The sequence below is a fragment of the Dysgonomonas hofstadii genome, from assembly GCF_014196915.1.
GTDB lineage: Bacteria > Bacteroidota > Bacteroidia > Bacteroidales > Dysgonomonadaceae > Dysgonomonas > Dysgonomonas hofstadii.
Map to the genome: position 1 here is coordinate 22,109 of NZ_JACIEP010000023.1, position 22,777 is coordinate 44,885.

The 22,777-nt window shown below is 38.7% G+C and carries 13 protein-coding genes; 7 read left to right on the plus strand and 6 right to left on the minus strand.

Going from position 1 to position 22,777, the window contains the following annotated elements; translation table 11 throughout:
* The first annotated feature begins 168 nt into the window (after nucleotides 1-168).
* The 6 genes from GGR21_RS19575 (at nucleotide 169) to GGR21_RS19600 (ending at nucleotide 8,322) form a co-directional block, all read left to right on the plus strand.
* Nucleotides 169-1,050 carry a Fic family protein gene (locus GGR21_RS19575; protein ID WP_183308941.1) on the plus strand — a complete coding sequence of 294 codons (882 nt, stop codon included), beginning with the start codon at nucleotides 169-171 and terminating at the stop codon, nucleotides 1,048-1,050.
* A gap of 584 nt (nucleotides 1,051-1,634) precedes the next feature.
* A complete protein-coding gene (locus tag GGR21_RS19580; protein ID WP_183308942.1) occupies nucleotides 1,635-4,685 on the plus strand; it encodes a DEAD/DEAH box helicase in 3,051 nt (1,016 codons plus the stop codon).
* Nucleotides 4,686-4,759: 74 nt separating this feature from the next.
* A complete protein-coding gene (locus tag GGR21_RS19585; RefSeq protein ID WP_183308943.1) occupies nucleotides 4,760-5,416 on the plus strand; it encodes a hypothetical protein in 657 nt (218 codons plus the stop codon).
* 406 nt (nucleotides 5,417-5,822) lie between these two features.
* Nucleotides 5,823-6,818 carry an SDR family NAD(P)-dependent oxidoreductase gene (locus GGR21_RS19590; protein ID WP_183308944.1) on the plus strand — a complete coding sequence of 332 codons (996 nt, stop codon included), beginning with the start codon at nucleotides 5,823-5,825 and terminating at the stop codon, nucleotides 6,816-6,818.
* A gap of 109 nt (nucleotides 6,819-6,927) precedes the next feature.
* Nucleotides 6,928-7,341: an SDR family NAD(P)-dependent oxidoreductase gene (locus GGR21_RS19595; RefSeq protein WP_317169913.1), complete on the plus strand. Its 414-nt coding sequence runs from the start codon at nucleotides 6,928-6,930 to the stop codon at nucleotides 7,339-7,341.
* A gap of 159 nt (nucleotides 7,342-7,500) precedes the next feature.
* Nucleotides 7,501-8,322 (plus strand): helix-turn-helix domain-containing protein, encoded by an 822-nt coding sequence (locus tag GGR21_RS19600; RefSeq protein WP_183308945.1) that lies wholly within the window; start codon nucleotides 7,501-7,503, stop codon nucleotides 8,320-8,322.
* Nucleotides 8,323-8,969: 647 nt separating this feature from the next.
* Here the strand turns inward: GGR21_RS19600 and GGR21_RS19605 are convergent.
* Genes GGR21_RS19605 through GGR21_RS19630 form a run of 6 tightly spaced genes read right to left on the minus strand, consistent with a single transcriptional unit; the run spans nucleotide 8,970 to nucleotide 18,624 of the window.
* The gene (locus GGR21_RS19605; RefSeq protein ID WP_183308946.1) at nucleotides 8,970-10,067 is read right to left on the minus strand and encodes a LamG domain-containing protein; all 1,098 of its coding nucleotides are present in this window, start codon (nucleotides 10,065-10,067) and stop codon (nucleotides 8,970-8,972) included.
* A 19-nt stretch (nucleotides 10,068-10,086) separates the two neighbouring features.
* A complete protein-coding gene (locus GGR21_RS19610; protein ID WP_183308947.1) occupies nucleotides 10,087-11,523 on the minus strand; it encodes a RagB/SusD family nutrient uptake outer membrane protein in 1,437 nt (478 codons plus the stop codon).
* A gap of 13 nt (nucleotides 11,524-11,536) precedes the next feature.
* Entirely contained in the window at nucleotides 11,537-14,548 is a 3,012-nt protein-coding gene (locus GGR21_RS19615; protein WP_183308948.1) for a SusC/RagA family TonB-linked outer membrane protein, read from the minus strand.
* A 31-nt stretch (nucleotides 14,549-14,579) separates the two neighbouring features.
* Nucleotides 14,580-16,262: a hypothetical protein gene (locus tag GGR21_RS19620; protein WP_394353499.1), complete on the minus strand. Its 1,683-nt coding sequence runs from the start codon at nucleotides 16,260-16,262 to the stop codon at nucleotides 14,580-14,582.
* 34 nt (nucleotides 16,263-16,296) lie between these two features.
* A complete protein-coding gene (locus GGR21_RS19625) occupies nucleotides 16,297-17,559 on the minus strand; it encodes an MFS transporter (RefSeq protein WP_183308950.1) in 1,263 nt (420 codons plus the stop codon).
* Between the two features lie 21 nt (nucleotides 17,560-17,580).
* The gene (locus tag GGR21_RS19630) at nucleotides 17,581-18,624 is read right to left on the minus strand and encodes a glycoside hydrolase family 130 protein (RefSeq protein ID WP_183308951.1); all 1,044 of its coding nucleotides are present in this window, start codon (nucleotides 18,622-18,624) and stop codon (nucleotides 17,581-17,583) included.
* Nucleotides 18,625-18,787: 163 nt separating this feature from the next.
* Here GGR21_RS19630 and GGR21_RS19635 point away from each other — a divergent pair, with 163 nt between their 5' ends.
* Nucleotides 18,788-22,756, plus strand: a complete 3,969-nt coding sequence (locus tag GGR21_RS19635) for a hybrid sensor histidine kinase/response regulator transcription factor (RefSeq protein WP_221233048.1) — start codon at nucleotides 18,788-18,790, stop codon at nucleotides 22,754-22,756.
* Nucleotides 22,757-22,777 lie beyond the last annotated feature (21 nt).

Here is a 22,777-nt window from a genome sequence, read left to right on the forward strand (position 1 = left end):
AATTCAATAATAAATAATATAGTATTATTTATAGTATAATATATACAAATCATATATCTATCAATTTGGAATATACTATCAATTATAGTATATATACTTAGAAAATCAATTTATTATCATAAAACATTATATATTTGATAGTACAATCAAACGTATAACAGTTATTTTATGATACTAGAATATAAGATTACTGATAAGATGATTTCATCGGTTGTCTCAATTTCTGAAAAGATTGGCCGACTAAAGGAGATCAGAAGAGTAAACAAGCATATTGACTTTGATCAGGCTTGTATTGTCAGAAACATCCAAAGAATTCTTAAAGGGAAAAATATAATTTATCCTGACAAAGTTATTTCTGACTCACTGGGACCAGAGCATTCAATACGGAAAGAGGATGTCGAATCTATTCTTCCTGTAATTGAGTTTCATGTTACTCATTTAACAAATAGGGAACTGGATATTAACATATATGCGGAAACATATAACAGTAACGAATATTTTGAGGAGATACCTACCTGGAAATTGGATCGGATTATTGAAAGAACCGATTTTTCACCTCAATTTTTTCTCTATTCTATTGCCGACTTCTGTAACGAGTGTAATAATCTAACTTCTGATTATTTCATAGAAGGGTGGCTAATCAATCGCTTTTATAAGGAATATCGGATTATATTATGCCTAGCATATAATAATTATTTAAAAGAGCAGAAGAAGGTAGATGTTTTCGCTTACCTCTTTGCTCAAACTTCTCTCCATAAGGACCCACCGCGATATGAATTCTTTTTATCTGTGATTGATACTTTATTGGATGGATGTATTGAATATTATTATGAATTGTATAATCCTAAATCGGGTCGGGTTGAATTGCTAAGAGGAACGATAAAAGAGCCATTCTCGCGAAAAGACTATTTGGCTTATTATGATATATCAGAACCTACTGCAAGTTTAGATCTGAGAAAAGCTGTTGAAGAAGGCCTCCTTTCCATAAAAGGAGATAAGAGAAATGCGAGGTATTGGTATAAGAATGATGGCCAAATAGAAATTTTATAATAAAATTCTCACAAGCGGATTTATTACAAGATATAGAATATCTATTTCAAGATGGAAAGATATTTGAAGCCGAAGATAATCGACTTAAGATTGCTGTTGATTGAAGCAAGTGGATTTGTTTTTAAAGCTAGTAGATGAGCTAAATCCCCATACTTTTATTCTTTATGCAATAATTGTCCCGGTTAGGTAATGACTTAGGGCGTTACCAGTCTCCTTTATTTGAAACTAAAGAAGAGCTTGTCTCTTTCTTATCTGAATTTAGATCTTATATTGAAACTAATGCTATACATCAGTTATTGATTGGCACTATAGACAACTCAGGACTTCTAGTATATGATCAACATAATGCAATATATGCTTATGATAATTGAGATAATTACAAAATGATTCTTAATAATAGTGAATATCTAGAAAAAAGTTTCAATTTCCTAGTGCTAAATATTCACCACTATTACCCGGAAAATGATATCTTTGAAGATAGAATCCTCAAGGTCCTGGATTGACAAATTTTTCCTCTGGATGAAGAGAGTGATTTGTATTAACAAAAAAACACAAGTACCTGAATAACCTAAACTGAATAAAACTTGAAGCAACAAAAAATACTGGAATTCTGGAGAAACGTTGAGATCTTCGATTTGCCTGACTTTAACAAAGACGCATATCTTATTGAAGAGGGGGAACCTCTACCATGGCTTGGAAACAACAAACCATCAAATGCAAATTACAAATATCGTTATACAATTATTTTTGGAAAGATTCAAAAGGAGGTGATTGTAGAGCATCTCAATAATTTGTTAGATATCAAAGAACAAAATGACTGGGAGCAATCGGTAACCGGCTTTAGCTGTTTATCTGCGTTGATTTTAGATGAAAAGGGTTATCCACAGGAGGATAGCTATGTCGTAGCTAGCTACACATTCGGAATAAGAATTTTAGAACAGAATAAAAATCTTTCGATAGTGGCCGGAGATTTATCAAAGTCGAAAGATGATTTTCTCGATCGCTACAATTTTCAGGTCTTTGATTTTGATGGTAAGCAAGTATTTCAAGGAGACCGAGTTCTATGGGAACATTTGGATAAGGAAATTAGCTATCTAAAAGATATTAATAAATGGTGGGATCAGGATATAAATATCTATCTCTTGATAGAAACTGTACCTAAAGATAGTGAGCCTAATACGAGCTTTCTAAACAGTTTTTATTTAAATGATCTAAACTACTTATCAGCTACAGAAAAGAAGAATGACTTAGGTATTGCTCTTCAATCGTATTTAACATTAGTTCCATCAACTATAGAAAGAAAAGATTTAATACAAAATAAGGAATTATTACTTCAAAGCTTTGATCCCCGATCCATGACCTCTGGAAGATGGCCTTCTAAAATTGAATATGGCCTGTACTCTGCTCAAGCTGGAGCGGTAAATACAATCTTTTCCAATCTCAGAGTAAAAGAGGGTCTACAAGGTGTTAATGGGCCTCCGGGCACAGGTAAAACAACATTATTGTTAGATGTAATTGCTGAAGTTATAGTAGAGAGAGCCAAAGTCATATCAGATCTTGGATGTGATAAACTATTTGAAAGTAAATACATAAAAATTGAGAAAGAATCAGGTTATGATCAATATACTTATAGTTTAAAGCCTTCGTTGAAAAACAATTTCGGGATAGTTGTGGCCAGTAATAATAATGCTGCGGTGGAAAATATAAGTAAAGAACTGCCCCTCAAGAAAAAGATTGATTCAGAAATATTTCCAGATGCTGATTATTTTTCATCCTGCTCACAGTTATTAATCGAAGAGGATAGTTGGGGTACATTGGCAGCAGCCTTAGGGAATATGAAGAATAGGTCTACTTTCAAGAAGGCCTTTTGGCAGTCAGAAGAAAAAACAGGACAGATAGGCTTTAACGAACTGTTACACAGCATTTATAAAGAGGAGGATAAAACAGAAGTGTATCGCAAAGATTTCAGAGAACAAGATAGACTATTTAAAAGTCTATTGCATGAATTTGAGAACTTTAAAAAACAAGCAGAAATATTTCATCAACAACTTCCAAAGTATATAGAAAATAAACAAAAAGAGGCCCAATTCATAAATGAACTTGCTGAAATCAAGAGTAAGTTGATTAAACTTTCAGATGAAAGAGCGTATCTAATCAAAGAAGAAAATACAAGAAAGAATGATTCAGATAAAATTCAGACTTTACTAAGTTTACAGTTGCAACGAAAACCGACATTTTTCTTTTTCCAGAAACTTTTCTCTACTTCAGCCTACAAACGATGGAATTCTGAGGCAGAGGAACTTATTAATAAGTCGAGGAAGATAACTTCTTTACTGGATGATAGCAGGACGAAGCTTGCTAATTATAAGAATGAGATTAATGAATCAGAAAGTAAGCAAAAGAAACTAAAGAACAATTTATCTGAACTAAATGTATTCTTTTCAGGTTACCAGAAACTACAGAATATATTATGTGAAAAATATGGAATAGAAACAAAGAATATACTTGATATTGCTTTTCTACAGAAAGATTTAAAAGAAATACATCTGCTAAGTCCATATCATTCTCCCAAAATAGCGAAACTAAGAAGCGATATCTTTATTGCTGCACTCCAATTACATCAGGATGCTATACTCGTGAACGCAAAAAGAATTAGAAATAATCTATTGGCATTTTTCGAGATGCTTTCAGGTTGGTCTAACGTAAATAGAGAGGTAGCCCAAAACCTTTGGGATACTTTCTTTTTATGTGTTCCTGTCGTTTCTACCACATTAGCATCTGCAAGCAGATTGTTTCCAAGTATTGATAAAAATCAGATAGGATGGCTGCTTATTGATGAAGCAGGACAAGCGACTCCTCAGTCAGCAGCAGGATTAATACATCGATCCAAACGATGTGTAATTGTTGGTGATCCTCTACAGGTAGAACCGGTAGTTTCAATGCCTGAAAGATTAGTAACAAAACTGCGCAAAGAACAGAACGTCGAATTAGACTGGTCACCATGCAAAGTATCAGTACAACAGTTAGCCGATAGAGCTTCTCTCTCCGGAACATATATGCAAGTAGGAGACTCAGAAGAAAAGATTTGGACAGGTTTCCCTTTGCGTACGCATAGGCGTTGTGATAATCCGATGTTTTCAATAGCCAATGAGATTGCTTATAGCAACCAAATGGTAAAAGCGATCAATGAGAACTCAACTGACGAATTTCTCGGCGCATCTAAATGGTTTCATGTAGAATGCGATTCTACCCCATATAATAAGCATGTCATTTTAGAAGAAGTTAAGTTTCTTCAAATGAAAATTTATGAATTGCAACAGATGGGTTATTTCGGTAATATTTATGTCATTTCTCCTTTTAAATCCGTTGCTGATTATTGTTCTAATGAATTCAAGAAACAGAACAATATCTCCTGCGGTACAATACACAAATTTCAAGGAAAAGAAGCAGATATTGTTTTTCTCTTATTAGGAAGTAACCCGGCATCTCCAGGGGCAAGGAACTGGGCATCTCAAAAGCCCAATATGCTGAATGTTGCTTTGACAAGGGCTAAAAAACGTTTTTATGTTATTGGAAATAAGAAGTTATGGGCATCTTGTAACTATTTCAACGCTATGGGAAATGTTCTGGAATAAAATACTATATGAATTATTCTTTATCCCAAGAAACAGACTCAAAGCGAATTCTATAATTTAGAATAGATAAGTTTATGAAAGATATTAGCTATTATATAGCTTGTTTTAAGAAACTAAAAAGGGCACCCAATCTGGGAGAAGCGCCTCATAAACCGATTCTTTTATTGAGTGTCATTGATTGCTATAATGCAGGTTACATAAATTCCGAAAGAATCTACATTATAGCCGAGCTGATGGCATATTTTAAAAGTAACTGGCAAGCATATGTAAGAACAGCTCATATAATGAACTTCACTTTACCCTTCTTTCATATGTCTCGTGAACCTTTCTGGGATCTGATTGAAAAAAGAGGTTATGAAATAGAACTCACATCTAAAAAATCTATTAAATCATTTAATGCCCTATATACAGCGACAGATTATGCCGAAATAGACAAAGAATTAATGATCTTATTCTTAAATAATGAGAGCACGGCTCTTCTTAAAAGTATTTTACTGCAACAATATTTTTCTCACTCCGGTCGGCAAAAGACAAATACATATTATTTGGATTCTATTACAAAAGATATTTTAAATGAATCAGGCGTTCTTTACAGCAAAAAACTGGAAAAGATATCCAAAACAATGAATGAAGAGGAATATGAAGAGAAGATTTTCTTGCGTAGCTCTTTATTTAATGAGAACATCCCTATTATCTACAACTACACTTGTTATGTGTCAAGATACTCTTGATATGAACCATAAAAAGGAAATCTGACAATCATAGAAAACACACAACTGTCAGATTAAGTCTTAGCTATTACACATAAATTATGGACAGTTCCGAAAAAACAAGTGCTTTATGTATCAGGAGAAGATACTAAAGAAGAGTTACAATAAATATAAAATTGACAACTTAGTAACTGAAGTCTGTCTACGATTTGCTTAGATTCAAATTTTACAAACTTGCTAAATCTAATCAAATTTACTAGTTGAAACCTGTTAACTATTGAAGTGTTGCGATTCGCTTATTTGTCTATTCTTGTGTTTTTTACCTTGATTGGCCTTTTAAACAAAGTAACTTCAGACGTTTGAACAAAGCCTGATCCTGATGTCCTATCTACTTTTGTTTCATCAATAACAAATAAAATTAAAAAAGATGGAACAGCACAATTATCAAGGAGCTCTGCAACATCCGACAGGTTCAGGCTTCAATGCAAAATCGACAGCAGCAGACGTAATCAAAGGTATTGACCTGACGGGGAGAATCGTCATCGTAACCGGTGGCAACACTGGTATCGGCCTTGAGACCACCAAAACATTGGGACAGGCAGGAGCAACCGTTATTGTACCTGCAAGAGATGTAGAAAAAGCAAAACGTAACCTGGAAGGAATTGCTCATGTCGAAATAGAATCGATGGATTTGATGGTTCCTGCTTCTATTGATGCATTTGCTCAAAAATTTCTGGATTCTGGCAGGCCTCTTCATCTTCTGATCAACAATGCGGGCATTATGTGGGTACCACTTCGCCATGATAGCCGTGGTATCGAATCACAGCTGGCGACTAACTATTTGGCACAATTTCAATTGACGGCGAGGCTGTGGCCCAGACTTAAACAAGCGAATGGTGCCAGGGTCATCAATGTATCTTCTCACGGCCACCAGTTCGGAACCTTCGATTTTGATGATCCTAACTTTCAACACCGTGAATACGAAACATTACAGGCATATGGTCAATCCAAAACAGCCAGTAATTTATTTGCTCTAGAATTGGACTATCGAGCCAAAGCCTTCAATGTACGGGCATACAGCCTGCATCCTGGTTCCATTGCTGGAACGGAACTGGGAAGGGAAGCTCCATTAGAATTATTTATAAAAATGGGATTTGTCGATGAAGAGGGCAACATGCGTCCCGATGTATTAGCATCACTCAAAACCATACCGCAGGGAGCAGCCACAACCGTATGGTGCGCTACTACGCCTTTGCTCAATAATATTGGTGGCGTATACTGTGAGGATGCAGAGGTAGCACTATTAGCATCCGATAGCGGGATGTCTGCGGGGGTTAAACGCTATTCGCTGGATGAGGCTGAAGCCAAACGTTTGTGGAAATGGAGCGAAGAAGCCTGCAGCATATCTTTTTCAATTATTTAATTCCAAGATAAAAAATGAAAACATTTCAAGATAAAATCACTGTCATTACTTGTGGTAACAGTCGTGTCGGCTATGCTACAGCGAAAAATTGCATAACAATTGAGCCAACGTGGTCATAATCGGCAGGAGAAAGGATGCTATTGAAAAGGTGGCATTAGAATTGAATATCACCGGAATGATGGCTGACCAATCCCACCTAGGCGATATAGAGAAACTGACCTCAGACATTTTAGCGCAATTTAGAAAAATGGATCTCCTGCTGATAAATACAGAAATAACAAAATCAGCGCCGATAGAATCAATCTCTCAGCAGGTATTTGATGAAATCAAGGATGTGAATTTCAACGGAGCTTATTTTACCTTAGGCAGGTTCATAGCTATCCAGAACGAAGGTGCTTCGGTGATATTCCTATCCTCCACTTCGGCCACAATTTCGCCTCCAATGGCTTCCGTCTATGCCTCAAGTAAGGCAGCCTTTATTACAGGGGTTATTTTTTTCATCTATGGCAGACAATCACTATGAGTATTTTAGAGGAGATCCATTTCAAAAGAACGGTAGTGGACATCATTTATATCACCGTTCTTTAAAAGTTAAATTGGACTTTTAAACAAAGCAGATTAAATGATTTTTTTATTTTTACAATACTATTTTCCGTAAAAGAAAGAAACAAAAATACATACCATGCAATACGAGGCAAGATACATAACAGATGATATCAAGCTTTCCTGTTACGAGGATAAGTTTTTCAAGTCGGACATCATCTTTGAGCACCATATGCTAATCTGGTTCATTTCGGGTGAAACAAAAATCGTTCAGGCAGATGCCACTTATATTTTTAAGGAGAATGATATTTTCCTGATCCCAAGAAACCAATTGTCCACCATCATCAATTATCCTAAAAATGGGCAACCGCATAAAACAGTCGTAATGCACCTTTCCACAAGGAGATTAAGAAATTTTTATGCTGGTCTGGATGTAACTGCCCAAACATTAAAATCACCTAAAATCTATCTTTTCAACAATCATCCCTTACTGGAAAGTTGTCTGTCTTCGCTGATCCCGTATTTTGACGTGAAAGAATTGCCTGAGAATATAGCGTCACTAAAAATTACAGAAGCTATTAGTATTCTAAGGGCAATCGACAAAAGTATAGACAATATACTGGCTAATTTTGAAGAACCAGGAAAAGTCGATCTGGTCGACTACATGGAAAAGAACTTTATGTTTAACCTTCCTCTTGAAAAATTTGGATACCTGACTGGGAGAAGCCTGACTACTTTCAAAAGAGATTTCAGTAAAGTGTTCAATACAACCCCACAACGCTGGCTCACCCAAAAACGGCTGGAACTGGCACATTACCAGTTCACAGAAAAACAGAAACGTCCCATTGATGTCTGTTACGAAACAGGCTTTGAAAACCTGTCGCACTTTTCATACGCATTTAAGAAATACTTTGGATATTCACCAACTGAATTACTGAACCAACTGAATCCTAGACCTTAAATTAAGATTACTAACTTTCTTATTATAAATAATTAAGGGGTAAAATCAATACACTTATCCTATAAAACAAAGAAAAAAGTATATAACCGAGAGCCCTAAGCGAATACAGTGAAGCTAAGCTATGATTGCAGTAATCTAGTTTGTTTGCCCGAGTACTAAGCATCATTGCCTACAGTTGTGGAACTAAAAAGTAAATATTCACGCAAATACAAACCTACAACTGATTCTTCCTATAAAGAATTAATTGCTGAAAATATATTGAATCGTAATTTTTCTTCTTTTTGACTGACAAGAATATGTGTTTCGGATATCACTTATTTGCCAGTAACAACTTAATAACTGAAGTCTGTCTAAGATTTGCTTAGATTCAAATTTTACGAACTTCCTAAATATAAGTAAACTTGCTAATTTTAAAATTATTACATATGGAAGTGTTACTATTTGCGTATATGTCTTTTCTTGTGTGTTTTTTCATATTTATAACAATAAGAGACCGCATTTGGCTTTAAAGATGAAAACGCCTAACTTTATGCATCAAAAAACCGATAGACGTAAATCTACCGGTTCTTATAAATATTTACTATAAATCCTGTCAACCTATTTCAGGACGGGACATCTATACTGAGACCAGTAAAAGTTAGCCTTTATTATTGTTTCAGTTTCTCTACTTCCTGATTGTAAAGCCACTGAACCTGTCCGCTCAATAATGCCGTATTATAGAATTTAATTTCATCCATCATACCCTGGAAGTGATCCCATGATGTAGGTGTATCCCAACCTGACCAGTCCCATGAGGCTTTTGCTTCGGCATAAGTTGTTGCCGCTCCAATCATCAACGGCAGTTGAGTACCCAATGGAGATACATACGGTGCAGACTGGCTGCCTACGAGATTCGGCTTGCCGGTGCTGGTCCACTCTTTTGTCAGTAACCCGTTTATGTAGAATGACAATTTTGAACTTTCGAGGTCAAGTACAACTACAATATGCTTCCAGCTACCTATAGATACAGAAAGGTCTGCTTCGTTATCCGCATCGGTAAAACCTGCCTGCGATTTGATTGTGAAGAATGCTTTACCTTGTTCCTGTATCTGGAATTTCCAGTTGTTCCAGTAATTCAGAGAAACTATATAGTTGCCACCCTTTATTACTTCTGGTTTCAACCATACGGCAATACTCAGTTTCTTGCCGAGGAAATCAGAAGGATTGTAATTTTGCACTTCGAGATGTGCTCCACTCTTGAAATAAAGGGCTTTATTTACTCCGTCATCCACAAATTCCGGTAGTACAGATGTTGAGAAGATTTCAGAAGGTCCCGGTTTCAAAGTCGCTGTCAGGGCTTTTACCCCGTCACCGACAAGTGAAGTTCCTGTTCCTTCATCAAAGCTCCAACCGGCTAACAGATTTTCTTCCGGAATACCTATCATCTTATCATTAAGAAAACGTTCTAATGCTTCTTGCAGGTGTATTCTCATATTTACAACTTCCTGAGCAGATATATTCCCGTTGTCGACAACTTCCTGGATAATATCCAGTTTTGTCTTAAACCTGTCTATAGTTTCTTGTTTATATTCTGCTGAAGTAGCTTTTGCTATAGAATCATATCCTGCTGCAAGTTCATTCTTGAGTACTGCAGTGTCCCCGGGTACAAATTCTTCCTTATCATCATTGCTACAGCCGATAAATAGTGTAGATGAAAGTACCAGAGCAAATATCAGTAATGTACTAAATATCTTATTCTTTTTCATAGTCATTGTTTTTAGTTGATTAAATACCATTGTTTGAATCCAATTCATTCTGCGGTATAGGGAAATAATAGCGAGGCTCCTGCCATTTGAAATCAGAACCTAAAGCCTGAGTTGCCACGTCTTTTCCCCAACGCATCAGATCGAAGAAACGATGGAATTCAAAACCAAGCTCGCGACGACGTTCCAGATAGATAACCGAACGCATTTGCTCCTGATTCACAGGTTTTGCATAGGCAAGTCCGGCTCTGTCCCTTACCAGCTTAAGAGCTGCGGCAGCCTTATCCAGATCGTTTGTTTCTGTATATGCTTCTGCTTTCATCAGCAAGATATCGGCATAACGCAGGTAAATATACGGCAGTCCACCATCGCCCTTTGTTCCGGCAGGCACTTCTGCCAATGGTTGATTATGCTTTTTCACCAGATAGCCGGTAATGCTCCATGTAAGGTCAAATACATCGTCGTTCAACCATTCTTTACCTGAACGTCCGATTGAAGCATCGAGGCGGGGATCGGTCTGTCCTGTAGTTGTTTGTTCACTGAAACTCAGAACATAATTATTTGTTGGTGCATTGAAGTAATACCCTCCTTCTACAAGCGGTGCAAACCACTGGTTCAGAGAATTACCCAACCCGGGATTTTGATTGCTTTCGTGCAGGATTGCAAATATAGCCTCCCTGCTATCTTCAGCTCCTAATTTGAACAAGTCTTCATAATTAGTTTCAAGTCCATAAAGGCTCAGCGGTTCTAACTTGGTTGTAATAGTTGTTATACAATCATCCCATTTCTTCTGATATAACTGGGCTTTAGCCAGCAAACCGTAAGCAGCGCCTTTGGTTATCCGGCCTTTATCTGCTGTTTGCGTATAAGACGGAGGTAATACTCCGGCAGCATCATTCAGGTCTTGTTCTATCTGCCGGTATATCGGAGAAACTTCGCTCAATCCCATATTTACATTAGAAGTACTTACCGGCTCTATTCTCAAAGGTACTTTACCCCAGATATTCACCAGATTAAAGTAATAATATGCCCTGATAAATTTAGCCTGAGCAATCATCTGCTGCTTGACACCATCATCAACACCTGCGCCATAATTAGCATGTATTACATTGTTGGCACGATTAATGCCTTCATAAGCAAATTTCCAGTATGAAAGCAAAATCCCGTTGTCCGATTTGATATTAAACTCGTCTATCATACCTATCTCAGCCTGGTCGGAAGCACTTCCACCTTTCACGGCATCGTCGGATGCTACATCTCCGAAGACCCAGATCATATTTGAAGAAGTGGTAAAACTCAAGCTGTTATATACTCCGGTCAATGCCAGATTTGCCTCCTCTTCGGTATTGTATATATTGTTGGATGTATATTCACCGTCCAGTTCTTCATTCAGAAAATCGTTACACGAACTGAAGGAGAATGTCCCTAATATAGTTAGTATTGTTATTATTTTTTTCATATCAGGTAATTTTTTAAAAGGTTATGTTTACTCCGAATGTAAAGGATTTAGAAACAGGATAAGTCCCCCAGTCTATACCATTGGCCATATCACCTTCTCCTGTCGAATTGGAACTTACTGTCATTTCAGGGTCGAGTCCCTTGTATCCGGTAAAGGTGAACAGGTTGGTAGCGCTACCGAACGCCCTCAGGCTGCTGATGTATCTTGATTTGATAGGGAAAGTATATCCCAGTTGAATGTTCTTTAGTCTCAGGTATGAAGCGTCTTCCAGAAAACGTGTAGATGCTATCGCATTATTCGATTTAGCACTCCATGACGGTCTCGGATATTCGTTAGAAGTTCCTTCTCCTCTCCAGTAATTATCATACATATCTTTCGATACGGAGAAACCTCTGAAAAATCCTTCTGTTTCAGTAGTCATCTGGTGATATATATCGTGACCGAATGCGCCCTGAAAGAATATCGACAAGTCCCAGTTCTTATAATTACCCTGAAGATTAAGTCCGAGTGTCTGTTTTGGGATAGAAGAGCCTACATGCCCCCTGTCTTTTTCGTCAATTACACCGTCGTTGTTCAGGTCTTTATATTTGACATCCCCCGGTTTTACATTTGCTCCCTGATATGCTGATTTCACGATTTCCTCTTCATTCTGGAATATTCCATCCATCTGATAAAGATAAAATGAACCGATAGAATATCCTTTTTCTATATATTTTGCAAAAACGCCATTATCCACACGTCCTGCCTGTATAGGCGCATCCAGTTCCAGTACTTCATTGTGCAGGTAGCCCCAGTTCAGTGAGGCGGAAAAGCCCATATCCTTGTATTGCTTGCGAACAAACAGTTCTACATCAACACCTTCATTCAACACCTTTCCGGCATTCACCCAATAAGGGGAAGCGTTACCAATAGACGGAGGTAATGGTGCGCGCACAAGCATGTCGCTCGATTTCTTATTATAATAATCTACGCTAAAGCCGTATTCCCCCTTTCCGAAGGCCATATCCAATCCAAGGTTAAACTGTTTACTGGTCTCCCATTTCAACTTATCATTACCCAACTGGCTCTGAATATATCCAACAGATGGATTTCCACCGAAAGGGTAGTTTGAATATGGTGTATATTTGTCTGTATATGCATATAAAGCTATATTCTGATTACCTACAGCTCCCCATCCGGCACGCAGTTTCAACAGATTAATCGCTTTAATTGATTTCATGAAATCTTCCTCATGGATATCCCATCCCGCAGAAAATGAGTAAAATGTACCCCATCTGTTTCCTTCTGTAAAGCGTGAAGATCCATCCTGACGCACTAAAGCCGACAGATAGTATTTATAGTTATAATTATAATCGACCTTACCAAAGAATGAAAGTAAAGAATAAGCCCAGTCATTTGAATAGAAGGTATCACCATTTACAGATGAAGATGTATTTTTGTCCGTACCATTGTAGCGGATCGCTTCTGTACCTGCCATTGCATTCAATGTATGCACGTCGTTAAATGTCTGAACTGTATTGAAGACTGAGTTTAGCGTCCATCCCAGACTTTCGTTATTCTGCCCTAACAGGGAACTTGGATTATTTATCCTGTCATTTGTTCCCCATGTTTTGTTATTGATATTATAATCACTTTTCTTATAGTCGATCCCAAAATTGGAATTCCAAACTATATTATAGGGCAGTTTTGCTTCTACATTGAATTTACCCAGAAAAGTATCTTCGTCTCTTACCCTGTCGGTCATGTTCGCCAGTCCTACCGGATTGTAACCGTCACCGAAAAAGCTGTTGTATTCGGCCTGTCCGAAATATTCGCTCGGTAAATCCACATAATTCCCGTTTGCATCATAGGTCGGAATTGCCGGATTACGCATATATGCATACCGTACAACACTACCGCCTTCATTGCTACCGTAACCATCTCCCGAACTTGGCACAACATGAGTCTTAGCCTTTCCTCCGTTTACATTCAGACCTAGTTTCAGCCAGTTTGTCGCTTTATAATTGAGGTTTACACGTCCCGAAAATTTTTCATAATCACTATTCTTGATAATACCTTCCTGATTGTAATAAGAAAACGATGCCAGATAGTCAAACTTATCTTTACCTCCGCTGACTGACAATTCATGCACATTCAGCAGCGCAGTCCTGAAAATTTCATCCAAGTGATTGATGTTTGCGAAATCCTTAATCAGACCGCCTTCTATCAATGTTCTTCCATCATTTTTAGCCGCTACATTATAAATATCTATATATTCGTTCGTATTTACCATCTTTGGAAGGCTTCCGTGAGTCTGTACTCCGAACTGACCGTTATAAGCAACTTTCACTTTGCCATTCTGCCCTTTTTTAGTAGTGACCAACACAACCCCATTGTTTGCACGGGAACCATATATAGCAGCAGAAGATGCATCTTTCAGCACCGAAATATTCTCAATATCGGAAGGAACAATAGAGTTCAATCCGTTTTCGGAAGGAATCCCGTCTATAATATATAGAGGATCATTCGAAGAGTTTATAGAACCTGTACCACGTACACGCACGGTAACTCCGGCTCCCGGAGCCCCTGTCGCGGAAGTGACCTGGACACCGGCAACTCGTCCCTGAAGTGCCTCAGATACTCCCGGAGCAGGAACTTGTGTCAACTCCTTCGAGTTTACCTTACTTACGGCACCCAGCACTTCCCTTTTCTTCATTGAGGTATAGCCTACAACGACTACCTCATCCAGTTCTGTGTTAGGTATAAGCCTTACATTCATTTCAGTAGATTTGGATACTGTGATTTCCTGAGCATTGAACCCGACATAGGAAACCGTAATCTTATCACCCTTAATATTCAGGGTAAATTTACCGTCAATATCAGTTACAGTACCATTAGGAGTTCCTGTTTCTACCACTGTAACACCGATCAACGCTTCTCCTGTAGATGAATCTGTCACCATACCGGAGATTGTTTTTACTTCCTGTGCAAATATATTCGCAAAGGCAAAAAGTAAAAGACAAGTGAAAAATAAACGTTTTAACATGGTTTTATTTATTATTGGTTTGTGAGATTTATTATTTGTATGCAATAGTGTATTTGCCATCTGCAACTACTTTATTATTATCTGTAGCCAGTTTTGTCCCGGCAGGAAGTTCTACTATAATACGCGCATCACCGGCAGGAATTTCAAACACGCCGTCAGACGATACATTTTTGGCGACATATTCTTTACTTACAATATCGAAGAGGTCTACAATATCCTTTGCCGGATATTTTACCGATTTACTTTCTTTATGAGGATTGTAATATAAATAAACAGGATAGTGACGTTCGGCGTAGAAATCGGTCGCATTACAATTCAATTGAAGAATACCCCTGACATTTGTCTCCTTTATTATAGCTCCGAAAATACCCATAGGCGAGGAACTATATACGCTGAACATGCTTGCCGGAGGATTTCCTTTCGCCCATTTAGGGCCATCGCCCAAAGCCACCGGAGTTTTTCCTTTGAGTGAAGCCTTGCCGTAATCATCTACACGGCGCAGTCCTTCGTATGAAATATTATCGTTCGTAATATTCTTCATCTCAGGGTCCCACTGATGTTCATCATCAATTTCCATCGGGAAAAACAGACGGCATGCGTTTGCATTGTTGAGCATCCATTTGCCGATAGCCTTAGCATATTGCGGTTCATACTTTACCATAGACACGAAAGGCCATGCAGGTTTAATACTATTCATCAGGAAGGCATAGCCTCCACCGTCGATAATACTACCCTGAAGTCCGTTCACCTCATAATCGCCCCATTTGCCCACAATAATTCCCCAGCCATTACGTCCGTCGGGATTCTTACAACCGTCGAAGGTCCAATCGAGTAACTTTTGTACATCGTAATTTGTACCCTCCGTCGCATTCAGATATGCAGCTGCATACACTCCCAAAGGCAACAGTATTTCATAGAAACGGCTTTCTTTCTGGGAGAGTAATGCTTCTGTCGCATTCTTGGCATGAGCCAGATAACGGGGATCACCAAACTTATTATAGGCACAAAGCAATACATAAGCATGGCCGCCCGCCGCATCCTGTTGCAATGGTATATGGTTCACCATTCCCTGCATCCGTGCATAGTCGAAGTATGAATAATCGTAGTTCCCTGCCAAAACAGAATCTGCTTTTACAAACTGTTCGGCAATAGAGCGTTGTATCTGTTCTGCTCCGTCTACATTGGGGAAAACATCACATACGGCATAGTAAAGCGCATTCGGAAATACATCGTACCACCAGTCGCGACCATATCCGCCGCCAAGCATGCCTACTTCGGGCGTTGTATTATTCATCACTATATTCCACCCGTTATCTTTGTTGAAATAATTCTGAACCATTTTTACATAGTTATATCCATCCTGATTCGTTTTGTCTATCCCTACCAGCCCCGCTCCTAAAAGCGCGGCCAATGAGTTCAGGCTTTCATGGAATTCCCCGTTATTGGTATTTTTACCCTGACGGATATCTTTTACGGCTGTGTATAATCCGAATGTAGGCTGATCTATGTTCCTGCGGCTATCATCGAGCCATATCATCGAGCCTACTTCACTCTTATTGTTCCAGTCGAAAACAAAGCTATCAAACGACTTGGCCTTGGCTTCCCAATCCAGCATTTTATAAGAGCCGGGCATATCGGGCATAGAATCGACCCGTGCAATCGAGACCTGCTCTACTTTGCTCCCGTATGAAATGTTCTTTTCGGAACAAGCCATTGATAGCAAGGAAACCAAACAGATTAAAGATGTTTTAGTTTTGCTCATTTTCATTAATAGTATTAGTTTGTTTGATAATGTTCTTTGCTAAAGGATAAGCTATCAGCTGGATAGCTCCCACCAGAATAAGGGCGTACTTCAGAGCGAAATCTTCCGAAACCCCGAAGGCCAGTATAATAAACAGGATCAATCCGGCTGCTCGTCCGATAAATAAGCCGAATTCGTGACTGAGGATATAAGTGTACTCGTTGCGTTTCTCTATTTTCACAACGGCATCTATAGTTTGCATCATAATAGGGAAGTAAGCCAAATCGAATAATGGCTGGAAAATCACTTTACATAATACGAAAATAATCACTCCTGTCGCTGTAAACAAAATTCCATTGAATAAGGTTCCTGCAAAGAATATAATTAACCCCGCCACAAATATTTTAAGCCTGTCTTTAGGTTGGGCTATACGTCCCAGAACATAGACAAGAATCGCTGTTAATGCTCCGCTAACTCCCTGTATAAGCCCCAACGCCCCCTCATCACCGACAAGTTTGAGCACCAGAATTGCCGGAGCTGTAACCAGAAAACCCTGAACCATGCCTTTCAAAGACGAAAGGACTAACATCTTGCGCCAAAGAAGGCAAAAGCGGAAGTATATAAAATCTTTCTGTACGGGATTGGTAAATTTTCCTTTCCACAGTACAATACACGCGATAACCGTCAATATGATGACACCGATGGTTACAAGCTGATAAGCCAGATTTATATTCACTACCATGCCAAACAATTCTTTACCATCTATCTGACTCAGGAAAGCTCCTATCACCAGCGGAACGCTAATGGAAGCGATGGAGAAAAAGAATGATTCCAGTCCGAAGAAATAGTTCCGGTTGCTATCCGTTGTATTATTCAGCGTCAGCAGATACCTGTTTGTCCAGAAAAAACCTGACGCGGCACCCATTGCAAAGCCTGCTACCCCCAGTTCCACAAAACCAAGCGATTTGACAGACATCATTGCAAACATAGATAATCCGCTTACAAGAATCCCCCCCGCATACAATGTCTTTACATTAACAGAGCGAAGCAGGTATCCATTCAGGAATGAGGTCGCAACAATTCCTATATACATAAACAGTTGGTAGAACGCGACCGATATGGGGTCGCTGGTATTGCGCATAACATAGGCTCCCACAAATATTTCCACTACAGGGAGAACCAATGCATAGAGCATATTGGTCATCAGCAAGGTACGCATATTCGGCTCTTGCTGTTTAAAGAACATGTATTCTTTTTTCAGTTTGTTCATTTCAGATTTTTAACCGATGGTTTATTTTAATGTATTCAGGATTTCTGCTATTGAGAACTCGGCTCCGCAAATAACCTCATCGCTCGCACCATAATACATTTTTATAGTATCGCCGTCTACCAGATGCCCGTTTGTAAATACCACATTACCGAAAAATCCGGTTTGCTCGTATGGTGCGATTGGCTCCATAATAGGACCTGTACTGCGTGCCAGAACTTTAGACGGATCATTCAGGTCCAACAAGAGAGCACCAAGGCAATAACGGTGATTGAAATCAGCGCCGTGATATATCTCCAGCCATCCTGCCTCCGTTCTTACCGGAGCTGCTCCTGCTCCTATGCGGGCACAATCCCACATGCCGTCACGAGTGGTAGCAATACATCTGTGGTTACCCCAATGGAAACGATCCGGCGATTCGGCTACCCAGATGTAATTCCCTCCTAATTCGGGGCTACTAGGGCGATGCAATGCAAAATATTTTCCATTTATTTTGTCTTCAAACAATGCACAATCTTTGTTATGCGGAGGGAATATCATGCCATGACGTGTATAGTCCTTCCAGTTCCGGGTATGTATAAGCCCTACTCCGACTGCGACAGGCGACACTTCGGTAAAGGTCAGGAAAAAACCGTCTTCTGTCGTAGCCACCCTGCAATCCTCAATGCCAAACGATTCCAGCTTACCCTCTCCGAAAATAGGAGGATATTCACTTTCCTCTTTGAAGTGAATCCCATCTTCACTGGAAACCAATCGGAGGTATGACATTGTTGTCAGGTAATTCTTACCTTCATATCCTATCACGCGCGGATCGGATGCATCCAGTTTAGGATCTTTAGCATCGAAAGACAGAACTTCTATTTTACCATCTTTGTTATATACCGGGAAGCTGATGATTCCCTCTTTTTGAGTGGGACGCTCGGCCACACGTAGCAGCAGCCAGATTTTGCCATCAAATCTGAAAACACCCGGATTCAGGAGGCAGGTTATTTCCATACCTTCGATTCCCGGTTTCAGGTCTGAAGGTTTTAATAATGGGTTTTGAGAAAATCTTTTTGCTATATCCATATTTTTCATGATTAAAAATTAGTATCATTACAATTCCGAATTCGCAACAAATCTATAACCCCGCATCTGGAAAGAGGTATACTATATTCTCAAAAGGGTATACACATGCTATACAACATATTTCGTTTAAATTTGCGATTCGATATGCTGATATCTTTGTAATATGAATTCATTCAAAACCATATATTCTATTATCTCCGGTATTATATTCTGTTTCTTTATAATACCTGCGATTGCTTATTCCCAGAATACAGTCAAACAACTGTCGAACACCGACGGGCTGTCCAATAATTCTGTAAACTGTATTTTCGAAGATTCGGAACAAACAATATGGATAGGCACATGGGACGGCCTCAACTCGTATAACGGGAGAGATTTTAAAACCTACCGTTACAACCGGAATAACAAATCCTCGATAAGCAATAATGTAATCCGGCAAATTATGGAGTCTGATACAAACCATCTCTGGATAGCGACGGATTACGGTGTGAACAGATGGGATAAACAAACTCAGGGATTTACGAATTATTTTCTAGGAACAGAACATCAGATACCGAAGCAAGAGAAGTCTTTTCTGATAAGTACAACCTCTCAAAAGGATATAATATGCTATGTAAAGCAGCAAGGATTATTCCGTTTCGATGCCGGACAGCAGACATTTATCCCGGTAAACCATTCTCTAACTGACGGTACTGTCAAAACCTTTGCGATTGATGGAAACGATAATATATATTTCTTATATGAAAACGGAAGACTGCAACAGTCTAAATTATTATATCAGGATAAAGAGATTACATTATCCCAACCCAGATATTTAGAGCAGGAAAAGCCTGTATCCAATATATTCATGCTACATAATAATATGCTGGTACTGAACTATCGGGGATATCTGAAAATAATAGATGACAGAAACCTTTATCCAAGTACTATTGACTTTGACAAGGACAAGACTATCTCCCAGATTGTGTATTATAAGGATAACTTATTGATAAGCTATTACGAAGGAGGCTGTGAAACCTATAATCTGAACACGAAAGTATATCAGCCAATACAAAGTATTTCTCCCAGAGTATCCATATTCTCGCTTTTTTCAGGCAGTCAGGATATACTTTGGGTAGGAACAGACGGGCAAGGCATACTTAAAGTATACGAATATGACTCTCCGTTCAAAACAGTTTATACGAACCATCCGGTAAGAAGCTTTTGTCAGTATAACCGGAATGAAATATTAGTGGGAACGAAGGGGGACGGGATCAAGATATTAGAAAAGGAAACAGGGAAATTATCCGACTTCTTAAATATCAGTTCGGGATTAATATCAAATTCTGTATATACAATAAAAAAGAACCAGTCGGGAGACATATTCATCGGTACTGAAGGTGAAGGTATCAACATATTATCGAAAGATAAGCAATTGTACAGATTAAGTATTCCGGCGAAACATCCTGTCTTTAGAGCAGTTTACAGCATCCATTTTACAAGTAATGACTCGCTATTATGGCTAGGAACATCCGGCTACGGACTGATAAAAATAGCATTGACAAAAAGAGCAAACCACTATGAAGTGCAGGATATAGAACAATATACATCTGCCGATAAACATAATTCCCTTAATAACAATGTTATATACTCAATAACTTCGGGAGTGAATAAAAACCAGTTATGGCTGGGTACGCGTGGAGGAGGCATAAGCCGGTTTAATATAGAGGATAAATCATTTGAACGGATAGAAGATATAGACAATAATCTTTCCCTGACAAACAATGACGTTCTTTCCCTGACAAGGGATACAGAAAGTCTGTGGATTGGCACAAGCTATGGGCTTAACCGCCTCGGATTGAGCAACAATCTATCAGGAATACGGGAATATACAGAAAAGGAAGGACTGGCCAACAATACAATACACGGTATTCTTGAAGATGAGACAGATAATATATGGATCAGCACCAATCAGGGAATTTCCCGCATCAATCTTTTCGACAATAGTATTACAAATTATTCATCGAAAGACGGACTTCAGAACGACGAATTCTCTGATGGAGCCTATTATAAGGATGAAGATAAGATACTCTATTTCGGAGGGGTGAACGGATTCAACTATTTCAACCCGGAAAAGATACATCTGAGAGACTTTAACCCATCTATTGGGTTGAGTAATCTCAGGATATTCAACACGGCGCAGAATATAAATGAACGAATAAATGATAATACACTAAAACTGGCATATGACGAGGCATACGTAACATTCTCATTTATTGCGCATGATTTCATCAACAACGAAAATTGTGAATATGATTATCGTTTGCTCAACTTTTCGGATGAATGGATAAACAATGGCAACAACCCTAACATTGTATTCACAAAATTGCCTCCCGGAAAATATCGGCTGGAAGTAAAAGTGACAAACGGCGACAGGGTATGGGGTGATAATATATATACTTTAAGCATAGATGTGGCATATCCGTGGTGGCTGAGTACAGTTGCTTTTATCATATACACCATACTGGCCCTTATTATCGTGTATATAGCATATTCAGTGATAAGAAACAGGATCAGGCTCAACAGGCAATTACTGCTCGAACATATCGAAAAGCAGAACCAGCAAAAAATGCATGAGTCGAAACTCAATTTCTTCACCAATGTCGCTCACGAATTCTTTACTCCGCTCACTCTTATATACGGACCCGCACAGCACCTGCTCGAGAAAGCGGATCTTGACGGATATACCAAACGGTATATACAAATAATTAAAAACAATGCCGACAGGATGCAAAAACTGATCAACGAACTGATGGAGTTCCGGAAAGTAGAATCGGGACACACACCTCTGCATCCGGAAAGCATAGATATAAAACTTTTGATAGAATATATCACGGATAACTATACGGAAATAGCACAGGAAAACAAAATAGAATTCAGGGTAGAGACGGATAGTATATCTACTATTATTACCGACCGTAATTCATTGGAAAAAATTATATTCAATCTTATTTCTAATGCTTTCAAATATACGCCGGCAAATGGCTTTATACATATCAGTGTTACACAAAACAATAATCTGCATATAAGTATCAGGAATTCAGGGAAGGGACTGACGGACAGGCAGATGTCCGAAGTGTTTAACCGCTTCAAAATCCTGGAAACATCCAAGTTACAAAATTCAACAAGTACAGGCATCGGACTAGGTCTGACAAAAAGCCTGACCGAAATGCTCGGTGGAGAAATCAGTGTATCAAGCAAACTGGGAGAATACGTCATGTTCGAAATAGATATTCCTCCGATGAAATCCAATCAGCTGATTTCAGCAATAGACAGCCAAGATGATGACCGGATAGCTATAAGTCCGCAAATCTATGATAAGAAAGATATCTCGATTTTGATTGTCGAAGACGAAAAAAATATACGGGAATTTCTTAAAGATATACTAAGCCCCTACTATAATATCAGTGAGGCCGGAGACGGGGAAGAGGCGGTATCGATGATAGAACAGAATATGCCCGATATAATATTAAGTGACGTACTGATGCCAAATATGGATGGAATGGGGCTTATAGATAAACTCAAATCCGATCCGAAGACGGCGCATATACCAATTATAAATGTATCGGCGAAAAGCTCGGTGGAAGACCATATCAATGCATATCAACATGGAGCGGATCTGTATATTACAAAGCCTTTCCATCCACGTCATGTGTTGACTACCGTGCAGAACCTGATAAATAAACGTTCCGTACTGAAAGATTTTTTCAATTCGAGCCTTTCATCTATTACTATAAAAGATGGGATTACGATCCATCAGGATGATGAACGATTGTTGCAGGAGATAGTGTCATTCATTGAGAAAAACATGGACGACGAATCATTAAACCCCAATGCAATAGCCGACGCTCTTGGGTTGAGTAAAGCAACATTGTACCGGAAATTAAAGGACATGGCAGATAAGACCCCCAGCGAATTTGTAAGAACAATCCGGCTCAATTACGCGTCACAGCTTTTGATAACTACAAAGCTGACCGTATCCGAGATCATGTTCAAATCCGGATTTACCAACAAGTCTTATTTCTACAGGGAATTCTCGAAGCAATATGACATGTCGCCGAAAGAATACAGGCTATCCAAGACTAAAGAATAGTATCAGGATTTATCGCGCCTT

Bases quoted from the DNA above. Each gene is read 5' to 3' on its own strand.
- GGR21_RS19630 (WP_183308951.1), bottom strand. From the start codon at position 18,624: ATGGATATAGCAAAAAGATTTTCTCAAAACCCATTATTAAAACCTTCA.
- GGR21_RS19590 (WP_183308944.1), top strand. From the start codon at position 5,823: ATGGAACAGCACAATTATCAAGGAGCTCTGCAACATCCGACAGGTTCA.
- GGR21_RS19610 (WP_183308947.1), bottom strand. From the start codon at position 11,523: ATGAAAAAAATAATAACAATACTAACTATATTAGGGACATTCTCCTTC.
- GGR21_RS19615 (WP_183308948.1), bottom strand. From the start codon at position 14,548: ATGTTAAAACGTTTATTTTTCACTTGTCTTTTACTTTTTGCCTTTGCG.
- GGR21_RS19575 (WP_183308941.1), top strand. From the start codon at position 169: ATGATACTAGAATATAAGATTACTGATAAGATGATTTCATCGGTTGTC.
- GGR21_RS19600 (WP_183308945.1), top strand. From the start codon at position 7,501: ATGCAATACGAGGCAAGATACATAACAGATGATATCAAGCTTTCCTGT.
- GGR21_RS19585 (WP_183308943.1), top strand. From the start codon at position 4,760: ATGAAAGATATTAGCTATTATATAGCTTGTTTTAAGAAACTAAAAAGG.
- GGR21_RS19635 (WP_221233048.1), top strand. From the start codon at position 18,788: ATGAATTCATTCAAAACCATATATTCTATTATCTCCGGTATTATATTC.
- GGR21_RS19620 (WP_394353499.1), bottom strand. From the start codon at position 16,262: ATGGCTTGTTCCGAAAAGAACATTTCATACGGGAGCAAAGTAGAGCAG.
- GGR21_RS19625 (WP_183308950.1), bottom strand. From the start codon at position 17,559: ATGAACAAACTGAAAAAAGAATACATGTTCTTTAAACAGCAAGAGCCG.
- GGR21_RS19605 (WP_183308946.1), bottom strand. From the start codon at position 10,067: ATGAAAAAGAATAAGATATTTAGTACATTACTGATATTTGCTCTGGTA.